Source organism: Pseudoduganella dura (assembly GCF_009727155.1).
GTDB classification, from domain to species: Bacteria; Pseudomonadota; Gammaproteobacteria; order Burkholderiales; family Burkholderiaceae_D; genus Rugamonas; species Rugamonas dura.
Genome location: NZ_WNWM01000002.1, coordinates 3,461,612 through 3,479,135, shown reverse-complemented (window position 1 = coordinate 3,479,135; position 17,524 = coordinate 3,461,612). Strand labels below are relative to the sequence as shown.

9 protein-coding genes, 2 tRNA genes and 3 rRNA genes are annotated in these 17,524 nt (G+C 59.6%); 4 read left to right on the top strand and 10 right to left on the bottom strand.

What is annotated here, in order from left to right:
• Positions 1 to 8: 8 nt before the first annotated feature.
• Positions 9 to 2,084 (bottom strand): molybdopterin-containing oxidoreductase family protein, encoded by a 2,076-nt coding sequence (locus GJV26_RS15220; protein ID WP_155709566.1) that lies wholly within the window; start codon positions 2,082 to 2,084, stop codon positions 9 to 11.
• A gap of 228 nt (positions 2,085 to 2,312) precedes the next feature.
• On the opposite strand from GJV26_RS15220, the gene GJV26_RS15215 reads away from it, so the two are divergent.
• Positions 2,313 to 3,506: a M20 aminoacylase family protein gene (locus tag GJV26_RS15215; RefSeq protein WP_155709565.1), complete on the top strand. Its 1,194-nt coding sequence runs from the start codon at positions 2,313 to 2,315 to the stop codon at positions 3,504 to 3,506.
• Positions 3,507 to 3,511: 5 nt separating this feature from the next.
• Here GJV26_RS15215 and GJV26_RS15210 read toward each other — a convergent pair whose 3' ends face one another.
• Positions 3,512 to 4,405 carry an NAD(P)-dependent oxidoreductase gene (locus GJV26_RS15210; protein ID WP_260114802.1) on the bottom strand — a complete coding sequence of 298 codons (894 nt, stop codon included), beginning with the start codon at positions 4,403 to 4,405 and terminating at the stop codon, positions 3,512 to 3,514.
• Positions 4,406 to 4,553: 148 nt separating this feature from the next.
• Between GJV26_RS15210 and GJV26_RS15205 the strand changes: the two genes are divergently transcribed.
• Complete coding sequence (locus GJV26_RS15205; protein ID WP_155709564.1) at positions 4,554 to 5,102, top strand: acyloxyacyl hydrolase; 549 nt, start codon at positions 4,554 to 4,556, stop codon at positions 5,100 to 5,102.
• Positions 5,103 to 5,594: 492 nt separating this feature from the next.
• Here GJV26_RS15205 and rrf read toward each other — a convergent pair.
• The 5 genes from rrf to GJV26_RS15180 all read right to left on the bottom strand — a co-directional run bounded on the left by rrf (position 5,595) and on the right by GJV26_RS15180 (position 10,699).
• Positions 5,595 to 5,707: ribosomal RNA gene (gene rrf / locus GJV26_RS15200) — 5S ribosomal RNA — on the bottom strand.
• A gap of 125 nt (positions 5,708 to 5,832) precedes the next feature.
• Positions 5,833 to 8,705 (bottom strand): 23S ribosomal RNA (locus GJV26_RS15195).
• Positions 8,706 to 8,899: 194 nt separating this feature from the next.
• A tRNA-Ala gene (locus GJV26_RS15190) sits at positions 8,900 to 8,975 on the bottom strand.
• Between the two features lie 13 nt (positions 8,976 to 8,988).
• A tRNA-Ile gene (locus GJV26_RS15185) sits at positions 8,989 to 9,065 on the bottom strand.
• 103 nt (positions 9,066 to 9,168) lie between these two features.
• Positions 9,169 to 10,699: ribosomal RNA gene (locus GJV26_RS15180) — 16S ribosomal RNA — on the bottom strand.
• The 16S, 23S and 5S rRNA genes sit together here with 2 tRNA genes alongside, the layout of an rRNA operon.
• 465 nt (positions 10,700 to 11,164) lie before the next feature.
• Here GJV26_RS15180 and GJV26_RS15175 point away from each other — a divergent pair.
• Complete coding sequence (locus tag GJV26_RS15175; RefSeq protein ID WP_155709563.1) at positions 11,165 to 13,267, top strand: TonB-dependent receptor family protein; 2,103 nt, start codon at positions 11,165 to 11,167, stop codon at positions 13,265 to 13,267.
• Positions 13,268 to 13,280: 13 nt separating this feature from the next.
• On the opposite strand, the gene rtcA is transcribed toward GJV26_RS15175, so the two are convergent.
• The 3 genes from rtcA to GJV26_RS15160 are packed head-to-tail and all read right to left on the bottom strand — an operon-like array spanning position 13,281 to position 15,842.
• Complete coding sequence (rtcA, locus tag GJV26_RS15170; protein WP_155709562.1) at positions 13,281 to 14,303, bottom strand: RNA 3'-terminal phosphate cyclase; 1,023 nt, start codon at positions 14,301 to 14,303, stop codon at positions 13,281 to 13,283.
• A gap of 19 nt (positions 14,304 to 14,322) precedes the next feature.
• Positions 14,323 to 15,558 (bottom strand): RtcB family protein, encoded by a 1,236-nt coding sequence (locus GJV26_RS15165; RefSeq protein ID WP_155709561.1) that lies wholly within the window; start codon positions 15,556 to 15,558, stop codon positions 14,323 to 14,325.
• Complete coding sequence (locus GJV26_RS15160; RefSeq protein WP_155709560.1) at positions 15,555 to 15,842, bottom strand: hypothetical protein; 288 nt, start codon at positions 15,840 to 15,842, stop codon at positions 15,555 to 15,557. The genes GJV26_RS15165 and GJV26_RS15160 overlap by 4 nt, the downstream gene beginning before the upstream one ends.
• A gap of 68 nt (positions 15,843 to 15,910) precedes the next feature.
• Between GJV26_RS15160 and rtcR the strand changes: the two genes are divergently transcribed.
• Entirely contained in the window at positions 15,911 to 17,512 is a 1,602-nt protein-coding gene (gene rtcR / locus GJV26_RS15155) for an RNA repair transcriptional activator RtcR (RefSeq protein WP_155709559.1), read from the top strand.
• The last annotated feature ends 12 nt before the right edge of the window (positions 17,513 to 17,524 follow it).

The window sequence follows — 17,524 nt, the reverse complement described above, 5'->3', positions numbered from 1 at the left end:
TTTCCTACTCATGAGGCACGTTCAACCTGTACGAGTGTATCGTAAAAAGTCGGGGCGCGGCCCATGTCGGTCAGGCGCTGGCTGGTCACCTCGTTGGCATTCTTGCCATCGCGCGCGAGCTTTTTCCACCAGATCGACAGCCCCACCACGAGCCCCTTGCGGGCCTTTTCAGTGACCCGCGCCTTGCACACGAACGAACCACGATCGTTAAAGATGCGCACCATATCGCCGTGATTAATGGCACGTGTTGTCGCATCGTCAGGGTGGATGTCGAGCTGCGGCTCACCCTCCGTGGCGCGCAGGCTTTGCACATTGACAAAGGTGGAATTGAGGAAGTTGCGCGCCGGCGGAGATATCATCGCGAGCGGGTATTTTGCCGCGAGATCAGGGGTAGATGCCGCGGATTCATAGTTTTCGATGTAGTCCGGCAGGGGGTCCAAGCCATCCGCCAGCATCGATTCGGAAAAGAACTCACATTTTCCTGAAGGTGTTGGAAATTTACCATAGGCAAATGGCGCATCCGGCATGTCCAGCTTTTGCCAGCCCTTCTGCTTCAACGAATCCCAGTCGAAGTGAACGGATCTTGCGTCATCCTTGCGGAACGCCTGTGCTGCCATTTCATCATCGGTCTCCGCGAAGCAAGGATCTGTAAAGCCCATGCGCGCGGCCATCAACCGGAAGATTTCAGTGTTGGGCTTTGCCTCGCCCAGCGGCGCGATGGCGGGGTTATTGGCCATCATGTACAGGTGGCCGTAAGCCAGGTGGGCATCGGCATGCTCCAGCTGCGTGGTGGCCGGCAGCACGATGTCCGCGTAATCGACGGTATCGGTCTGGAACTGCTCCAGCACCACCGTGAACAGGTCTTCGCGCGCGAAGCCCGCCTGTACTTTCGACGAATCCGGCGCCACCGCGACCGGGTTCGAGTTGTAGACGATGACGGCATCCACGCGCGGGCCGAACACCGCCGACGCGGGGCGCAACAGGTCGTCGCCGATCGTCGTCATGTTGATCGTGCGCGGCAGCTTCTTCAGCAGGTCCGGGCGCTGCAGCGCGGGTTTGTTGGTCGGGAAGGAACCGGACGTGGACAGCTGGATGCCGCCGGCCGCGTGCCGCCACGCGCCGACGAGCGCCGGCAGGCAGGCGATGTTCCGGACCGCCATGCCGCCGCCGCGCACGCGCTGCACGCCATAGTTGACGCGGATCGCAACCGGCTCGCCGGCCCGCGCCGTTTGCCCGTACAGGCGTGCCAGTTCCAGCACCTGCTCTTCCGGGATGCCACAGGTGGCGGCGGTGCGTGCCGGCGTCCATGCGGCCGCGCGTTCCTTCAACTGTTCATAGCCCAGCGTGTATCGGGCGATGTAGTCGTCGTCGACCAGGTTCTCGGCGATCAGCACGTGCATCATGCCCAGTGCCAGCGCGGCGTCGGTGCCCGGCATCGGCGCGATATGCAGGTGGCATTTCTCGGCCGTCAGCGAGCGGTAGGGATCGATCGCCACCAGTTTCGCGCCGCGTCGCTTGGCTTCCTGCGCGCGCATCCAGAAGTGCAGGTTGGAAGCGATCGGATTGCCGCCCCAGATCAGGATCAGTTTGGCATCCTGGAACTGTTCCAGGTCGGTGCCGATCGATCCGCCGACCGTGTACTTGTAGCCGGTGGCACCGGCCATCGCGCAGATCGTGCGGTCCAGCAGCGAGGCGCCCAGCTGGTTGAAGAAGCGCGACGACATCGACTCGCCCTGCAGCAGGCCCATCGTGCCGCAGTAGCTGTACGGCAGGATCGCTTCCGGCGCCGTGTCCGCCAGGGGCTTGAGCCGGGCGGCGATCTCGTCCAGCGCCTCGTTCCAGCTGATGCGTTCGAACTTGCCCTCGCCCTTCGCGCCGGTGCGGCGCAGCGGGTACAGCAGGCGGTCCGGCGAGTAGGTACGCTCGGCGTAGCGGGACACTTTGGTGCACAGCACGCCGGCCGTCGTCGGATGGTCGGGATCGCCCTTGATCTCGGTGGCGATGCCGTTTTCAACGGTGACGAGAATGGCGCAGGTATCGGGACAGTCGTGCGGGCAGGCGGCACGCACTTGGGTGGTGGTCATGGGAGTGCGGGAAGACAATGGAGAGCAATCCGCTATCGTAAACGATCTGGCGCACAATGGGCGGGAGTGGCGCGGGGTGGCTCCGGAACAGTGACAACGGCTACAATGCTCCAAACGCTTGTTGGCACTTGCCGGCGCTCACCGGCGCCTGGTGTCCATCTTTGCCCGGGTGGGGCCCGGACAGCACGCGCCCCACCCGGTTGCGTCGTGAATAACCTGGAGAGCCTGATGAAACTTGTAGAACCGATCATTGCGTTTCAATCCGAGCTGCAGGAGATCCGCCGCGATCTGCATGCGCATCCGGAGCTCTCCTACGAGGAAGTGCGCACCGCGGACGCGGTTGCCGCCAGGCTTGCCGAATGGGGCATTCCCGTGGTGCGGGGCATCGGCTTGACGGGCCTGGTGGGCATCATCCGGAACGGCTCGTCGGACCGTGCGATCGGCCTGCGCGCCGACATGGATGCGCTGCCGATGCAGGAAGTGAACACCTTTCCGCATGCCTCGCGCCACCCCGGCAAGATGCACGCCTGCGGCCACGACGGCCACACGGCGATGCTGCTGGGCGCGGCCTGGCACCTGTCGCGGCAACGCGATTTCGACGGCACGGTGTACCTGGTGTTCCAGCCCGCCGAAGAAGGCGGCGCCGGCGCCGGCAAGATGATCGAAGACGGCCTGTTCGAACGCTTTCCGATGGAAGCCATCTATGGCATGCACAACTGGCCCGGCTACGCGGCGGGCACGCTGAACGTGTGCACGGGGCCGATGATGGCGTCGGCGAACGAGTTCTACGTGACGGTGCGCGGCAAGGGCGCGCACGCCGCCCAGCCGCACAAGGGCATCGATCCGGTGATGATCGCGGTGCAGATCGCCCAGGCATGGCAGACGATCATCACGCGCAACAAGAGCCCGCTGGACACGGCCGTGCTGTCGATCACGCAGATCCACGCCGGCAGCGCAACCAACGTGATTCCCGACACGGCGCAACTGGTTGGCACGGTGCGCACGTTCACGACGCCCGTGCTGGACATGATCGAGCGCCGCATGCAGGCACTGGCCGAAGGCATCGCCGCCGCATTCGAGGCCGAAATCGACTTCGATTTCAGGCGCAGCTATCCGCCGCTCGTCAATCACGAGAAGGAAACGCGGTTCGCCGTCGAAGTGATGAAAGCCGTGGTGGGCGAGGACAACGTGGATGCCGACATCGAGCCGACGATGGGTGCCGAGGACTTCGCCTTCTTCCTGCAGGAGAAGCCCGGCTGCTACATCTTCATCGGCAACGGCGACGGCGACCACCGCGCCGGCGGCCACGGCATGGGGCCGTGCGTGCTGCACAACGGCAGCTATGATTTCAATGACCGCCTGCTCCCGGTCGGTGCCAGCTTCTGGGTGAAGCTGGTGGAGACGGCGCTGCCGTTGCGATAACCGGATTATGGCAACTGGTCCGGCGCCCCGCCCACGCGCTGGCCCGGATTCATCTGTTCCAGTGCGAGCAGCGCGGCCGAGTGATCGGCCTGCGGATACACATCCCCGATCGACTCGTAACGCTCCGTCACCAGGCTGGTGACAGGCAAAGCGACCCCTGCCGCAGCCGCGGCGGCCAGGATATTGTGCTGGTCCTTCAATTGCGTCGCGACCTGGCCGCCGGGCAGGAAATTCCTGTCGAGCATGCGCTGGCCATGCACCTCGAGGATGCGGCTTTCGGCAAAACCGCCACGGATCGCCGCGCGCACGGCGGCGGGATCGGCACCGGCGGCCTGGGCCAGCAGCAACGCCTCCGCGACGATATTGATCGTGCCGCCGACGATCAGCTGATTGCACAGCTTGGCAACCTGGCCGGCACCGGCGGGGCCGACACGGGTGACACGGCCCATCGCTTCGAACACGGGGCGGGCATCATCGACATCGGCCTCGCTTCCTCCAGCCATGATCGCCAGCGTTCCCGCTTGCGCGCCCCCGACGCCGCCGGATACCGGCGCGTCGACAAAGCGGCAGCCGGCGGTCTGCAGCCGGGCGTGGAATGCCTGGGCTTCCGATTGGCGGGTGGAGCTCATGTCGATCCACAAGGTACCCTGCCGCAGCGATGGCAACGCCGCATCGATGACGGCGCCGACCACCGGACCGGCTTCCAGCATCGAAATGACAATATCCGCATCGCGTACGGCATCCTCGATATTGGCTACCGCAATGGCACCGTGCGGCGCGAGGCGCTCCGCCTTGCTGAACGTACGATTCCACGCATGGACGGGCAAGCCTGCGCCGAGCAGCCGTCGAACCATCGGCTCCCCCATCAAGCCGATACCCAGAAAAGTAATTTTCGTCAAGAATCCCACTTTGTTTGCGCTCCGTAATGTTGTTATGGCACTGATTTTACCGTTGGACAGCCTTCAGCTTAAATCTGCCGAGCCCGCTACAATAGCCGGATTGCCGTATCGTTTATGTATACAGCATGTCACTTGAGAGAACAGGAACATGAAAAAATTGATCGCGGCCGTGGCCGCACTGATGGCGGCGCAGGTCGCATTCGCGGCCGATGGCCAACTGGTGGATGGCGTTTATGGCGAAGCTGCCACGGCGTCGAAAATCCGCATGGCCCGCGTTGGCGTCACCAAGGACTGGAATCCGAACTGGAGCTGGTTCGATTCGGGCAACACGCACCTGACCGGTTACTGGGATGCCAGTGTCGGTTACTGGCAAGGCCGCCAGTACAACAACGTTCCGGGCGACAAGCAGCACATCGGCGATATCGGCTTCACGCCGGTGTTCCGCTTTGAAAACAAGAGCAAGCTGGGCTTGTATGCCGAGATCGGCATCGGTGCGCACCTGATGTCCGAAACCTATAACAACAACGACGACCGGCTGTCGACCGCGTTCCAGTTCGGCGACCACATCGGCATCGGCTATGTGTTCAACAAGAACTGGGAAGTCGCGGTGAAGATGCAGCATTTCTCGAACGGCAGCATCAAGAAGCCGAACAGCGGCGTGGATTACGGCGTGGTGAAGCTGGCTTACCGGTTCTGATCCCCGGACGCTCCGCTTGAAAGCCCGCCTTGAGCGGGCTTTTGTTTTCCGGCAGTACTTGGCTGAGGCCGCGCACCAAAGTAAAAAAACACCAGCACACGCTAACCACGCCCTGGCATATTGAAAAGCACGACTACAAAGCTGACCACTGGCCGCTGAGCATTGGTGTCAGACACTTTTTTCTGCAGGAAAAAGGTGTCTGACACCGGTTTTCCCATGCGTTTCTGCCACGCAAAGCAAAAAAACCCCGCCAGATCACTGGACGGGGGTTTTTCTATATAACAGCCTGATTGAACCCACTTTCACACTGGTTGCAGTAGCGACGTCTGGCAATGCCAGACGGAGCAATCGGCGCAAAGTGTCACGTCGGCCAATGGCCGGCGTGACGACGGCTCGGGACCTGGCGCCCAGTCCGCAGCGCCCTGCTGAAGCAGCGCTCCAAAGCAAAAAACCCCCACCAGATTCATCTGGTGGGGGTTTCTCTATATAACAGCCTGACGATAACCTACTTTCACACTGGTTGCAGCACTATCATCGGCGCAAAGTCGTTTCACGGTCCTGTTCGGGATGGGAAGGGGTGGGACCGACTTGCTATGGTCATCAGGCATGACTTGTACGTAGCGTCGCTCCCTGCTGGGCAGCGCAGCTACTAATCTGGAAGAAGTAAAGTTAGGGTAGTTCAAGCTGCATCGTCAAACACAGGCAAATGCTCCATAACCGTCAAGGTTATAGGGACAAGCCTTACGGGCAATTAGTATCAGTTAGCTTAATGCATTACTGCACTTCCACACCTGACCTATCAACGTCCTGGTCTCGAACGACCCTTCAAAGAGCTCAAGGCTCTGGGAAATCTCATCTCAAGGCAAGTTTCCCGCTTAGATGCTTTCAGCGGTTATCTCTTCCGAACTTAGCTACCCGGCAATGCCACTGGCGTGACAACCGGTACACCAGAGGTTCGTCCACTCCGGTCCTCTCGTACTAGGAGCAGCCCCCTTCAAATTTCCAACGCCCACGGCAGATAGGGACCAAACTGTCTCACGACGTTTTAAACCCAGCTCACGTACCACTTTAAATGGCGAACAGCCATACCCTTGGGACCGGCTACAGCCCCAGGATGTGATGAGCCGACATCGAGGTGCCAAACTCCCCCGTCGATATGAACTCTTGGGAGGAATCAGCCTGTTATCCCCAGAGTACCTTTTATCCGTTGAGCGATGGCCCTTCCATACAGAACCACCGGATCACTATGTCCTACTTTCGTACCTGCTCGACTTGTCGGTCTCGCAGTTAAGCACGCTTATGCCATTGCACTATTAGCACGATGTCCGACCGTACCTAGCGTACCTTCGAACTCCTCCGTTACACTTTAGGAGGAGACCGCCCCAGTCAAACTGCCTACCATGCACTGTCCCCGATCCGGATAACGGACCAAGGTTAGAACCTCAAATGAACCAGGGTGGTATTTCAAGGTTGGCTCCACGAGAACTGGCGTCCCCGCTTCAAAGCCTCCCACCTATCCTACACAGATTGATTCAAAGTCCAATGCAAAGCTACAGTAAAGGTTCATGGGGTCTTTCCGTCTAGCCGCGGGTAGATTGCATCATCACAAACATTTCAACTTCGCTGAGTCTCGGGAGGAGACAGTGTGGCCATCGTTACGCCATTCGTGCAGGTCGGAACTTACCCGACAAGGAATTTCGCTACCTTAGGACCGTTATAGTTACGGCCGCCGTTTACTGGGACTTCAATCAAGAGCTTGCACCCCATCATTTAATCTTCCAGCACCGGGCAGGCGTCACACCCTATACGTCCACTTTCGTGTTTGCAGAGTGCTGTGTTTTTATTAAACAGTCGCAGCCACCATTTTATTGCAACCCTTTCACCCTCATGGAGTAAACCATTCAAGCTACCGGGGCGTACCTTTTCCCGAAGTTACGGTACCAATTTGCCGAGTTCCTTCTCCCGAGTTCTCTCAAGCGCCTTAGAATACTCATCTCGCCCACCTGTGTCGGTTTGCGGTACGGTCTCGTATGACTGAAGCTTAGAGGCTTTTCTTGGAACCACTTCCGATTGCTTCGCAGCACATGGCCGCTCGTCCCATTCCCTTGAATTATGTGCCCGGATTTGCCTAAGCACCTTCTATGAAACAGAAACTGACTATTCCAACAGTCAGACAACCTTCCGCGATCCGTCCCCCATCGCATCATACGACGGTGCAGGAATATTAACCTGCTTCCCATCAGCTACGCATCTCTGCCTCGCCTTAGGGGCCGACTCACCCTGCTCCGATGAACGTTGAACAGGAAACCTTGGGCTTACGGCGTGCGGGCTTTTCACCCGCATTATCGCTACTCATGTCAGCATTCGCACTTCTGATACCTCCAGCATCCTTTACAAGACACCTTCGCAGGCTTACAGAACGCTCTCCTACCATATCCTTGCGGATATCCGCAGCTTCGGTGACTGGCTTAGCCCCGTTACATCTTCCGCGCAGGACGACTCGATCAGTGAGCTATTACGCTTTCTTTAAATGATGGCTGCTTCTAAGCCAACATCCTGACTGTTTTAGCCTTCCCACTTCGTTTTCCACTTAGCCAATCTTTGGGACCTTAGCTGGCGGTCTGGGTTGTTTCCCTCTTGACACCGGACGTTAGCACCCGATGTCTGTCTCCCAAGCTCGCACTCATCGGTATTCGGAGTTTGCAATGGTTTGGTAAGTCGCGATGACCCCCTAGCCATAACAGTGCTCTACCCCCGATGGTGATACTTGAGGCACTACCTAAATAGTTTTCGGAGAGAACCAGCTATTTCCAAGTTTGTTTAGCCTTTCACCCCTATCCACAGCTCATCCCCTAATTTTTCAACATTAGTGGGTTCGGTCCTCCAGTGCGTGTTACCGCACCTTCAACCTGGCCATGGATAGATCACTTGGTTTCGGGTCTACACCCAGCAACTAACGCCCTGTTCGGACTCGATTTCTCTGCGGCTCCCCTATTCGGTTAACCTCGCTACTGAATGTAAGTCGCTGACCCATTATACAAAAGGTACGCCGTCACGGAACAAGTCCGCTCCGACTGTTTGTATGCACACGGTTTCAGGATCTATTTCACTCCCCTCCCGGGGTTCTTTTCGCCTTTCCCTCACGGTACTGGTTCACTATCGGTCGATTACGAGTATTTAGCCTTGGAGGATGGTCCCCCCATGTTCAGACAGGATTTCTCGTGTCCCGCCCTACTTGTCGCATACTTAGTACCACCGGTCTGATTTCGCGTACGGGGCTATCACCCACTATGGCGCCTATTTCCAGAGGCTTCCACTACCAGTCCGACTATCATATGCAGGCTCATCCCATTTCGCTCGCCACTACTTTGGGAATCTCGGTTGATTTCTTTTCCTGCAGCTACTTAGATGTTTCAGTTCGCCGCGTTCGCCTCACACACCTATGTATTCAGTGAGTGATACCCTGAAAGGGTGGGTTTCCCCATTCGGAAATCTTCGGATCAATGCTCGTTTGTCAGCTCCCCGAAGCTTATCGCAGACTTCTACGTCCTTCATCGCCTGTAATCGCCAAGGCATCCACCATGTGCACTTATTCACTTGTCCCTATAACCTTGACGGCTATCGGTATCAAGCATTTACTACTGTGTTTTTGATGAGCTTTATTACTACCCTGAACATGCGATGTCTCGCACGTTCAATAAAACTTTACTTCTTCCAGATTGTTAAAGAACGAAACAGCAGTAGTCTCTAAAAGACTAAACCTAAAGGCGATATACACGCACTTACGTTTAAACTTTTGGTGGAGGATGACGGGATCGAACCGACGACCCCCTGCTTGCAAAGCAGGTGCTCTCCCAGCTGAGCTAATCCCCCTGGGGGTACTACGTGGTGGGTCTGGTTGGGCTCGAACCAACGACCCCCGCGTTATCAACACGGTGCTCTAACCAGCTGAGCTACAGACCCGCGCTACAACACGATTGCGGTACTACTGTTTCTTCTTCATTCGACAGTCGATAAGTGTGGACGTTTGGTGAGCAAGGATTCCGAAGAACCGTGCCTACTCTAGAAAGGAGGTGATCCAGCCGCACCTTCCGATACGGCTACCTTGTTACGACTTCACCCCAGTCACGAATCCTACCGTGGTAAGCGCCCTCCTTGCGGTTAAGCTACCTACTTCTGGTAAAACCCGCTCCCATGGTGTGACGGGCGGTGTGTACAAGACCCGGGAACGTATTCACCGCGACATGCTGATCCGCGATTACTAGCGATTCCAACTTCATGCAGTCGAGTTGCAGACTACAATCCGGACTACGATACACTTTCTGGGATTAGCTCCCCCTCGCGGGTTGGCGGCCCTCTGTATGTACCATTGTATGACGTGTGAAGCCCTACCCATAAGGGCCATGAGGACTTGACGTCATCCCCACCTTCCTCCGGTTTGTCACCGGCAGTCTCATTAGAGTGCTCTTTCGTAGCAACTAATGACAAGGGTTGCGCTCGTTGCGGGACTTAACCCAACATCTCACGACACGAGCTGACGACAGCCATGCAGCACCTGTGTTACGGTTCTCTTTCGAGCACTCCCAAATCTCTCCGGGATTCCGTACATGTCAAGGGTAGGTAAGGTTTTTCGCGTTGCATCGAATTAATCCACATCATCCACCGCTTGTGCGGGTCCCCGTCAATTCCTTTGAGTTTTAATCTTGCGACCGTACTCCCCAGGCGGTCTACTTCACGCGTTAGCTGCGTTACTAAGTCAATTAAGACCCAACAACTAGTAGACATCGTTTAGGGCGTGGACTACCAGGGTATCTAATCCTGTTTGCTCCCCACGCTTTCGTGCATGAGCGTCAGTCTTGACCCAGGGGGCTGCCTTCGCCATCGGTGTTCCTCCACATCTCTACGCATTTCACTGCTACACGTGGAATTCTACCCCCCTCTGCCAAACTCTAGCCTTGCAGTCTCCATTGCCATTCCCAGGTTAAGCCCGGGGATTTCACAACAGACTTACAAAACCGCCTGCGCACGCTTTACGCCCAGTAATTCCGATTAACGCTTGCACCCTACGTATTACCGCGGCTGCTGGCACGTAGTTAGCCGGTGCTTATTCTTCAGGTACCGTCATGAGGCACGGATATTAGCCGTACCCTTTTCTTCCCTGACAAAAGAGCTTTACAACCCGAAGGCCTTCTTCACTCACGCGGCATTGCTGGATCAGGGTTGCCCCCATTGTCCAAAATTCCCCACTGCTGCCTCCCGTAGGAGTCTGGACCGTGTCTCAGTTCCAGTGTGGCTGGTCGTCCTCTCAGACCAGCTACTGATCGTCGCCTTGGTGAGCCTTTACCTCACCAACTAGCTAATCAGATATCGGCCGCTCCAGGAGCACAAGGCCTTGCGGTCCCCTGCTTTCATCCATAGATCGTATGCGGTATTAGCGTAACTTTCGCTACGTTATCCCCCACTCTTGGGCACGTTCCGATATATTACTCACCCGTTCGCCACTCGTCAGCGGAGCAAGCTCCCTGTTACCGTTCGACTTGCATGTGTAAAGCATGCCGCCAGCGTTCAATCTGAGCCAGGATCAAACTCTTCAGTTTAATCTCTGTTTAAAGTCATTGCTGACTTGGTCGCCCATTCAAAATACTGACGAACCCTCTTGCGAAGGTTACGTTTATTTCTTATGAGCGTTTGATGCTATATTTTGAGCTGTCGGGACCGAAGTCCCGGGCACATCATCAAACGCCCACACTTATCGACTGTTGATTGTTAAAGAATTCTGCCCTTGAAGGCTTGCTGCGGATCTTGCAGACCCGGCGACAAATCGTTGTGTTTGTCAGCAGCAGAGAGATGAGATTATGCGGTGTTTCGTGCAGCTCGTCAACCCCTGGGTTTGTATCGCAATGTTGCATCAGCGATCCAAACTTGCCTGTCGCATCGTTTCGTTTTCACGTCTGCGTTGCGGCAGGGACAAGACTATAGCAAACGGCGAACCGCGCCACAAGCCCAGCGACGCATTTTTCATCGGCAAGGTATATTATTTGCCAACCTTTGCGAACTCATCCATGCGCCCTCCCACTTTATTGAAGATTGCCGCCGCTCTCTGCGCGGCCTATTCCACCGCCACTGCGGCCCAGCCGTTGACCGATGTGGTTGTCATCACCGCCAGCCGTATCGAGCATGCCAGTTTCGAATTGCCGGCTGCGATCGACGTGATCGATGCCGACCGCATCCGCGACGGGCAACTGCGCGTCAATGCGTCCGAGTCTCTTGTTGCAGTCCCGGGCCTGGTGGTGCAGAACCGCCAGAACTATGCGCAAGACCTGCAGATTTCATCGCGAGGTTTCGGTGCCCGCTCCGCCTTCGGCGTGCGCGGCGTTCGCCTGATTGCCGACGGCATTCCGGCAACGATGCCGGATGGCCAGGGCCAGGCGGCCACGTTCAACCTGGACCGCGCCCAGCGCATCGAGGTGCTGCGCGGCCCGTTCTCCGCGCTATACGGCAACCACTCCGGTGGCGTGGTACAGCTGTTTACCGAAGAAGGCCGGGAGCCGGCATCGGTTGAGGCATCGGTGATGGCAGGCAGCGATGGCCAGCGCAAGGTGGACCTGAGCACGCAGGGCCGCGACGGCAAGATCGGCTATGTCGTCGATATCTCACGCTTCGACACCGATGGGTACCGCGACCACAGCGCAGCGCGCCGCGACCAGCAGTTTGCGAAATTGACCGTCGCCCCTGACTCCCGCAGCAAGCTGACCCTGGTGGCCAGCAGCCTGCGCCAGAAGGACACGCAGGATCCGCTCGGCGTACAGTGGGCCACCTACGAGCGCGACCCGCGCGCCGGCGAGACCGATCCCACCGATACGGAGGCGGCAAAGCGCACCTACGCGGACCGCTACAACACGCGCAAGAGCATCGACCATCAGCAGGCCGGCGCCAGCTACGATATTTATTTCGGCGAAAACCGCCTGCACCTGATGGCTTACGGCGGCAATCGCGAAGTGGTGCAGTACCAGGCGTTCTCGCGGGGCTTCCAGGCCCCTGCGACGCATTCCGGCGGCGTGATCGACTTCGACCGCGACTTCTACGGCGCGGCGATCAACTGGACGGATGTGCGCCGCTTCGATGGCGGCGTGCTGCGCACCACGGTCGGCCTGGATGCCGACAGCTCGACAGATGATCGCAAAGGCTACGAGAACTTCGCCGGTACCCAGCTCGGTGTAAAAGGCGCGCTGCGGCGCGACGAGGAAGATGTGGTTTCCAGCGTCGATCCCTATGTGCAGACGGAATGGCAGAGCGGTGCCTGGCGTCTCACCGCGGGCGTGCGGCACAGCCGTATAAAGGTCGAGGTCGACGACCGCTTCCTCATTAACGGCAACGACAGCGGCGACCTGACTTTCACCCGTACCACGCCGGTGCTGGGCGCGCTGTACAAGCTGACGCCCGACCTGAACATCTATGTCAGCGCGGCACGCGGCTTCGAAACGCCGACGCTGAACGAATTGTTCTACTCCGGCACGGCGGGCGGCTTCAACTACAACCTGCGCCCCGCGCGCAGCACCCACCTGGAAGCGGGCACGAAGATCCGGCTGGCCGGCAACACGCGCGTGGATGCCGCGCTGTTCGAAGTGCGCACGCGCGATGAAGTGGTGGTCGACGCGTCCAGCGGCGGCCGCACAAGCTACCGCAACGCCAGCAAGACCCTGCGCCAGGGAATCGAGGTATCGGTCGACTCCTCGTGGAAGGGTGGCGTCACGACCCGCGCCGCGCTGACCGGCTTGCGCGCCGTTTATGACCAGGCCTTCGGCAATGTCGCCGAGGGCAGCCGGCTGCCCGGCGTGGCACGCGCCACCGCTTACGGCGAAGTGGCGTGGAAAGATGACGGCGGCCGATACGGCGCCGCGCTGGAGGCGCTCGCCAACGGCAAGGTCTATGCGGAAGACACGAACCGGGAAAAGGCGGCGCCGGGATATGGCCTGCTCAACCTGCGGTTCACCGCGATGCAGCCGATCGGCGGCTGGCGGCTGAAGGAGTTCGTTCGCCTGAACAACCTGCTCGACAAGACGTACGTGGGTTCGGTGATCGTTGGCGACACGAACAAGCGTTACTATGAAGCCGCGCCCGGGCGCAACTGGCAGGCGGGGTTCAGCGCGCAGTATCTGTTCTGATACCAGCGCCACGTCATGTGCGCCGCTCCACCATGCAGATGGCGTGGCGGTCGCGCTGTTCGAAGCGGAACGCGACCGGCAGGAACAGGCTGATGACCTGCGCGTTGGTGCGGGCATGCTGCGACACCCGCTCGACACTGAAACTGCCGCCGCCGGCAAGCGCCATCGGCAACATCAGCTGGTCGCCCAGGTATTCGCCGACCGCGGCGCCGGAAGCAAGATAGCGGCGCGTATCCTGCACGACGCGCTTCGCCACCGCCTCGGCGCGGACCATTTTTTCGCCGACGGCCATGAATACTTCGCTGACGTGTTCATGCTCGACGGTCAGCAGCAGTACATTGCCCGGGCCATGGCTGTCCGGCAGGGACACGGCCTTCATCTGTTCGTCGGCCCATCCCATCGCGGTGCGCACACAGTCCAGCTCGCGCGTCAGCACGCTTCGGTGGACACCGGCGATCACGCTCTCCGCATACCCGGCCGTGCGATCGCCGCGGCTCAACAGATCCAGCACCTGCCACGTGCCAACCGGCTGTATCCGGGCAGCGACCACGCCGCCACCGGCCGGATAGAAACCGTGCCGCCGCAACTCGATATCGAACCGCGCGCCCATCTTTTCCAGCACCGGCCGATAGGCGCGCTGCAGGAATTCCACCGGCGGCGCCATTGGATTGTGGGTACCGCCGGTGATCGTGATGCTCGACGGAGCGTTTGCATGCAGCAGCGCCGGCACCAGCGTCTGCAGCACGAGCGAGCTGCTTCCCGCGCTGCCGATCGCGAATTCATAATCGCCGCCGCGCAGCTGCCGGGGCACGAACTGCAGCTCGCTGTCGCCTGCCGCGACCGGGCCGGTTTCGGCACCGGACACCGCGGCGGCGGCAATGACCGCCGCCAGATGCTGGCGCATCAACCCGGGCTTCGGGCGGCCCGCACGAATGTTCCGGATCCGGAACGGCTGCCCGGTCACCATGGACAGCGTCAGTGCGCTGCGCACGATCTGGCCGCCACCTTCGCCCAGCGAACCATCGATTTCAATCATCGCTCCATCCCTTGATCTGTCAGCCTTTGACACAGACAACCTGTTTCAGCGTGTGCACCACGTCCACGAGCTCGCTCTGCGCCCGCATCACCGCATCGATATCCTTGTATGCCATCGGGATCTCGTCGATCACGCCGCTGTCCTTCCGGCATTCCACGCCTTTGGTGGCCTGTTCCTGGTCCGCCAGCGTGAAGCGCCGCTTCGCTTCGTTGCGGCTCATCGTGCGGCCGGCACCATGGCTGCAGCTGTGGAAGCTCTCCTCGTTGCCTTTGCCCCTTACGATAAAGCTGCGCGCTCCCATCGAGCCCGGAATGATACCGAGTTCGCCCGCCCGCGCGGATACGGCGCCTTTGCGCGTTACCAGCACCTCCTTGCCGAAGTGGGTTTCCTTCTGCACGTAATTGTGGTGGCAGTTGACCGCTTCCACGTGCGTTTCGAACGGCTTCGCGATCACCGTGCGTACCGCGGCGATCAGGTTATGCATCATCACCTCGCGGTTCATCCGGGCGAACTTCTGCGCCCAGCCTACCGCTTCCACGTAATCGTCATAGTGGCTGGTACCTTCGCGCAGGTAGGCAAGATCGCTGTCGGGCAGGTTCGACATGTGCGTGCGCATGTCCTGCTGCGCCAGTTCGATGAAGTGCGTGCCGATCGCATTTCCCACGCCGCGCGAACCGGAATGCAGCATGAACCAGACGGCGCCTTCTTCATCCAGGCACACCTCGATGAAGTGATTGCCGCTGCCCAGCGTTCCCAGGTGGCGGTGATTGTTCGTGTTCTTCAGCCTTGGCGTTTTCTGGCAGATCACGTCGAATTCATCCTTCAGCTGCAACCAGGCCGTATCGACCGCCGAGGGCGCGTCATGCCAGGAACCGGCATCGCGTCCGCGGTAGCCGCGCGTTTTTGGCGACATGCCGTGCGGGATGGCCTTCTCGATCGCGCTGCGCAGCGGTCCCAGATTGTCCGGCAGATCGCGGGCGTTCAGCGTGGTCTTCGCCGCCATCATGCCGCAGCCGATGTCGACGCCGACCGCGGCCGGAATGATCGCGCCGAGCGTTGGCACCACGCTGCCGATCGTCGAACCCTTGCCCAGGTGGACGTCCGGCATGACGGCAATGTGCTTGTAGATGAACGGCATTTTCGCGGTGTTGGCGAGCTGCTCGCGCGCCGCCTGTTCCACCGGCACGCCTTGCGTCCACATCTTGACCGGGCTGCCGCCCGCCACATCCATCTGTTCGTACTGTTGGCTTTTCATTGTTTGTCCTGTGGTTTTGCGGGGTCGTTCGGTGCACAGAGTTCGGCAAGCACCTGCCCTTGCCGGCGCGGGTCGTGCGCATGGAAGCGCCATGCGCCGCCGTTCATGCCCCGGCCGTTTAACGACAGCCAGGGCGATTGCCGATCCAGCTTGCTGCTGGTCACACTGATCACCCAACTCATGATATTTCCCCTTGGCGGCAAGCCACGGCGGCCTGCCTTCCAGATCTTATTGAGCAATCGGCATGCCAGAACCAAGAAAACAAGCAAATAACTGATTTTCATACGGATTTTTATTTTCGCTCCGAACCGAAATTGCTACTATTTATCTTTTGATATAAAAATTTATCCAAATGAAAAAACGCGTCATCATCGGCTTCCTGGGAACGCAACTCGATGGCGGCCATGGCAGCGCGCGCTGGGAAAAGTGGCGGCCCAGCGTCGCGCTTGCCCAGCATGAAGACCTGGTCGTCGACCGGTTCGATTTGCTGTACAGCTCACCGGCGCAGGCGCTGGCACGCCAGTTGAAGGAAGACATTGCCGCCGTGTCGCCGGACACCACCGTGCGCGTGCATGAGCTGCCCCTGCGCGATGCATGGGATTTCGAGGATGTGTATGGCTGCCTGTTCGATTTCGCCCGGGAGTACCCGTTCGATACGGACAACGAGGATTACTGGATCCATATCACCACCGGCACGCACGTGGTCCAGATCTGCCTGTTCCTGATGACCGAGGCGCGTTACTTCCCCGGTTGCCTGCTGCAGTCCTCACCGCCACGCCGGCAGGGTCACGGCAGCCCGGGCAATTACACGCTGATCGACCTTGACCTGTCGCGCTACGACCTGATCGCCCAGCGCTTCTCGCATGCCCGCACCGAAGGCGTGGCCCTGCTGAAGTCCGGCATCGCCACCCGCAACGCGCGCTTCAATTTGATGATCGAAGAGATCGAACATGTGGCGGCGCGTTCCCGTGCGCCGATGCTGTTGATGGGGCCGACCGGCGCCGGCAAATCGTTCCTGGCGCGGCGGATCTTCGAGCTGAAAAAGACCCGCCACCAGTTGAACGGCCGCTTCGTGGAAATCAACTGTGCCACCCTGCACGGCGATGGCGCCGCGTCGACACTGTTCGGCCACGTGAAGGGTGCCTTTACCGGCGCGGCAGCCGAGCGGCCGGGATTGCTGCGCACCGCGCACAAGGGTCTGCTCTTTCTCGACGAAATAGGCGAGCTTGGGCTGGACGAACAGGCCATGCTGCTGAAGGCGGTCGAGGAAAAACGCTTCCTGCCGATGGGCGGCGATCTCGAAGTGCAAAGCGATTTCCAGCTCATTGCCGGCACCAACCGCGACCTGGCGCGCGAAGTAACGGCCGGGCGCTTCCGCGAAGACCTGTTCGCCCGCATCAACCTGTGGACCTATTTCCTGCCCAGCCTGGCCGAACGGCCGGAGGACATCGAACCGAACCTCGATTACCTGCTGGAGCAGGCCAGTGGCGAAATCGGCTACGTGGCCCGCTTCAACAAGGAGTCGCGCGCAGCATTCCTGCGCTTCGCCACATCGGCCGGCGCCCGCTGGAAAGGCAATTTCCGCGATCTCCATGCATCGATAACGCGCATGGCCACGCTGGCCGAAGCCGGCCGCATCACCACGCCGGTGGCCGATGCCGAGATCGGCCGGCTGCGTCATCTCTGGCGCGAGCCGGGCACCCCGGATCGCGCTCCGGTCGATCTCGATGCGCTGCTCGGCACGGAGCGGGCCGCGCAGCTGGACCTGTTCGACAAGGTGCAACTGCAGGCAGTGGTGCAGGCATGTTCCGGATGCGACAGCCTGTCCGACGCAGGACGCAAGCTCTTTGCCGTGTCCCGCGCGGAGAAGGCGAAACCGAACGATGCGGACCGGCTCAGGAAATACCTGGCCCGCCATGACCTGACCTGGGACGATATTCGCGGGCGATCATGAATGCCCGCGCGG

Bases quoted from the DNA above. Each gene is read 5' to 3' on its own strand.
- GJV26_RS15165 (WP_155709561.1), bottom strand. From the start codon at position 15,558: ATGAAAAGCCAACAGTACGAACAGATGGATGTGGCGGGCGGCAGCCCG.
- GJV26_RS15175 (WP_155709563.1), top strand. From the start codon at position 11,165: ATGCGCCCTCCCACTTTATTGAAGATTGCCGCCGCTCTCTGCGCGGCC.
- GJV26_RS15205 (WP_155709564.1), top strand. From the start codon at position 4,554: ATGAAAAAATTGATCGCGGCCGTGGCCGCACTGATGGCGGCGCAGGTC.
- GJV26_RS15220 (WP_155709566.1), bottom strand. From the start codon at position 2,084: ATGACCACCACCCAAGTGCGTGCCGCCTGCCCGCACGACTGTCCCGAT.
- rtcR (WP_155709559.1), top strand. From the start codon at position 15,911: ATGAAAAAACGCGTCATCATCGGCTTCCTGGGAACGCAACTCGATGGC.
- GJV26_RS15215 (WP_155709565.1), top strand. From the start codon at position 2,313: ATGAAACTTGTAGAACCGATCATTGCGTTTCAATCCGAGCTGCAGGAG.
- GJV26_RS15160 (WP_155709560.1), bottom strand. From the start codon at position 15,842: ATGAAAATCAGTTATTTGCTTGTTTTCTTGGTTCTGGCATGCCGATTG.
- rtcA (WP_155709562.1), bottom strand. From the start codon at position 14,303: ATGATTGAAATCGATGGTTCGCTGGGCGAAGGTGGCGGCCAGATCGTG.